The 3172-nt window shown below is 63.1% G+C and carries 3 protein-coding genes and 2 pseudogenes; 3 read left to right on the top strand and 2 right to left on the bottom strand.

Going from position 1 to position 3172, the window contains the following annotated elements:
* Positions 1 to 140, top strand: a pseudogene (locus tag AC2VOG_RS14675) (L,D-transpeptidase family protein); the annotation flags it as partial.
* A gap of 12 nt (positions 141 to 152) precedes the next feature.
* On the opposite strand, the gene AC2VOG_RS14670 reads toward AC2VOG_RS14675, so the two are convergent.
* Positions 153 to 656: a nuclear transport factor 2 family protein gene (locus AC2VOG_RS14670; protein WP_486940617.1), complete on the bottom strand. Its 504-nt coding sequence runs from the start codon at positions 654 to 656 to the stop codon at positions 153 to 155.
* Between the two features lie 6 nt (positions 657 to 662).
* A complete protein-coding gene (locus AC2VOG_RS14665; RefSeq protein ID WP_486940616.1) occupies positions 663 to 1277 on the bottom strand; it encodes a TetR/AcrR family transcriptional regulator in 615 nt (204 codons plus the stop codon).
* 38 nt (positions 1278 to 1315) lie between these two features.
* Between AC2VOG_RS14665 and AC2VOG_RS14660 the strand changes: the two genes are divergently transcribed.
* Both AC2VOG_RS14660 and AC2VOG_RS14655 read left to right on the top strand, forming a co-directional pair.
* Positions 1316 to 2542: a hypothetical protein gene (locus AC2VOG_RS14660; protein WP_486940615.1), complete on the top strand. Its 1227-nt coding sequence runs from the start codon at positions 1316 to 1318 to the stop codon at positions 2540 to 2542.
* 241 nt (positions 2543 to 2783) lie between these two features.
* Positions 2784 to 3172 (top strand): annotated as a pseudogene (locus AC2VOG_RS14655) (Hsp70 family protein); the annotation flags it as partial.

Here is a 3172-nt window from a genome sequence, read left to right as displayed (position 1 = left end):
AGCCTGGCAAGGGCGCGGCATTCTTCTTCCACACCACCGACGGTCGCCCGACTGAAGGATGCGTCGCGATCGACGACGCCAAGCTGGTGCAGGTCATTCAATGGCTACGCCCCGGTGCGGTCATGGCGATCACCCAGTAATCGTTTGTGGCACTACAGATTCAGCGCGATACCGGGAGTCACCTTGAAGTCCAGGGCCTTCAGTGACAGCGTGGCATCGTAGGTCCGGTCGTATCCAACCGTGCTGATCCGCCAACCGTCCGCGGTGCGGCGGTACTTGTCGTGATAGAAGCCGGCGCCGATCAGCATGAAGTCGAATTCGGCCACGATCACCTTGTCCTGCAGGTACCAGATGCCCGTCGCCTCGTCGCCGTTGACCTCGATCTCGGGGTGGGTGACACGGTGCTCGGTGATGACGTTCGGGCCGAGTTGCGAGCGCATGTACTCGACGAGGTCGGCGCGGTTGGTGAAATGATGTTCTGCACCCATCGACGACCCGTAATCGCCGACGACATCCTCGGTGAGCGTGTCGGCGAAGTCATCCCAGTGCTTGGTGTCCAGCCCACGCAGATACCGGTACTTGACCTGCTCTATTGCCGCCACGTCGGCGAGGGGGGCGTCGTGTCCTTGGAAGCTCATCTCGTCATTGCAGCACATGCGTGCTCAGCTCAGGTAGTGGGTGACCATTTCGATGAGCGCGTGCCGCTCCCGCTGCCAGTCGATCGGTGTCCCGACGATCATCTGTGCCAGTACCACACCGCGCAGCGTCGCCCAAATCACCTCGGCTACGCCATCATTGGCGGGATCATCGGTGATCAACCGACCGAGCTGGCCGATCGCTTCGTTCATCTCCAAAAGGTGGCGCCGTGACGAGCCGCCCGGGCCGGCACGATTGGCCCGCAGAATCTCAAAGGCCGCCATCGACGTCGGGCTGCTGTAGCAACTCCACGCGATGTCAACGATGACCTCGATGCGTTCGCGCATCGGCAATTCGGCGACCTCCGCGCAGGACAGGCTGTGCAGTAGCCGGGCCACCCCGTCGTCGACGACGGCCATCAGCAGACCATTGCGGTCGCCGAAGTGGTACTGGATCACGCCCCACGTGACACCCGCGCGTTCGGCGACATGTTTCGCCGTTGCGGCGGCAAAACCTTCCTCCACGATGCAGCGCACGGTTTCGTCGATGATCTTCGCCCGAGTGTCGTCGCCGCGCTTGCGGGGCGCGCTCGTTCGCCGGGTGGGGCCGGCGTGACGCTGCTGGCCTGCGACGATAGACATAGTTGACTTTATAACATAGTCAGCTCTATTTTTGGCAGGTGAGCCATTCCCGCTACACCCGGCTGCCCCGCGAGCAGCTTGCCGTACTGCTTCCTGAGCTGCTGTTGATCGGCCAGATGATCGACCGCTCCGGCATGGCTTGGTGCATAAATGAATTCGGGCGCGAGGAGATGGTGCAGATCGCGATCGAGGAGTGGGCCGGCGCCAGCCAGATCTACACCCGACGCATGCAGCGCGCGCTGAATTACGAAGGTGTGGACGTACCAACGATTTTCAAGGGCCTGCAGCTCGACATCGGTGCACCGCCGCAGTTCATGGACTTCCGCTACACCATTCACGATCGCTGGCACGGAGAGTTCCATCTCGACCACTGCGGCGCGCTGCTCGACGTCGAGCCGATGGGTCACGACTACGTATTCGGCATGTGCCACACCATCGAGGACCCGACCTTCGACGCGACCGCGGTCGCGACCAATGCGCGCGCGCAGGTGCGGCCGATCCACCGCCCGCCCCGGGTCCCGTCGGACCGGCATCCGCATTGCGCGTGGACCGTCGTCATCGACGAGTCCTATCCGCCGGTCGAGGGCATTCCTGCGCTGGAAATCGTGGCCGAAACTCGGGCTGCCAATTGGGAACTCGAGTCGATCGATCCCTCCGATCAGGGACTGGCCGACTATTCGGGACCGGTGGTGTCCGACTTCGATTTCGGCGCCTACTCGCATTCGGCGTTGGTGCGGATGGCCGACGAGGTCTGCCTGCAGATGCATCTGCTGTACCTGTCGTTCGCGATCGCGGTGCGAGCCCGCGCCGGATCGGATACCAAACTCGCCGACTCGATCTGCACTCGCCAGCTGATCGGCGTGGCCGGCCTCGGCGCCGAACGTATTCACAAGGCGATGGGTCTTCCTGGTGGGATCGAGGGAATACGAGGCGTTTTCGAGCTGCACCCGTTGATGAACCCGCTGGGTTACGTCAACGCCGACGTGGGCCGCCACGTGACCGTTCACCGGTCGCCGGCGCACGACGACGCCGCTTGGATTTCGTTGTGCTCGCCGGATTCGGTCCAGCCGCTGCAGGCAATCGCCACCGCGATCGACCCGCACGTGACCGTCCGCATCACAGGCACGAGTACCGACTGGACAGCTGAAATGGCTGAAACCGACACTGCAGCAAAGGAGCTGCCCGAGGTTGCGGTCGCCAAAGTGAGCGGAGGCGCAACCTTCCAATTTCGGCCGCGGAAATCGCTGCCCTTGACCGTGGTCTGACGCGCCTGGATCTGTCAAGTGAGTCGGCAGTCTCACTTCGGTGACGCAACCGCATCGAGCGGGTACCGATGATCTTGTGGCCGACGGGAGTAGCGCGGCCCGCCATTATCGTTGACGCTGGCCATCGAACGCTGTCGACGAAAGTATTCGAGTTATGTATGACCCGCTGGGGTTATCGATCGGGACCACAAACTTAGTTGTGGTCCGCAGCGGTAACCCGCCTGTCTCGCGGCGCGCTGTCTTGACGTTGTTTCCAGACCGTGCGCCCGAACTCGGTGTGCCCGGGCCAGACTCGGATGCCGGCGATACCGGCACCCTGGTGACCGGCTTCGTCGAGCGTGTTGGTGGCTCAAAGCCCCTGACCTCTGCCGACGGTGCGATCCATGATCCGTCGCTGCTGTTGGTCGAGGCTATCGATGCGCTGATCACCGAGGCCGGTGGGGAAGCCGCGACCTCGAACATCACGATGGCCATCCCTGCACACTGGGGCTCGAATGCCTTGCGGAGCATGCAGGGCGCGTTGAACACCCACGCCGATTTCGTCCATGGTGGTGTCGCACCGCGGTTGGTGCCGGATTGCGTTGCAGCGCTGACCGCGCTGAACTCCGATTCCCGACTGCCCGCCAAGGG

The organism is Mycobacterium sp. TH-M11 (assembly GCF_057473725.1).
This window is presented reverse-complemented; position numbering and strand designations above follow the sequence as displayed.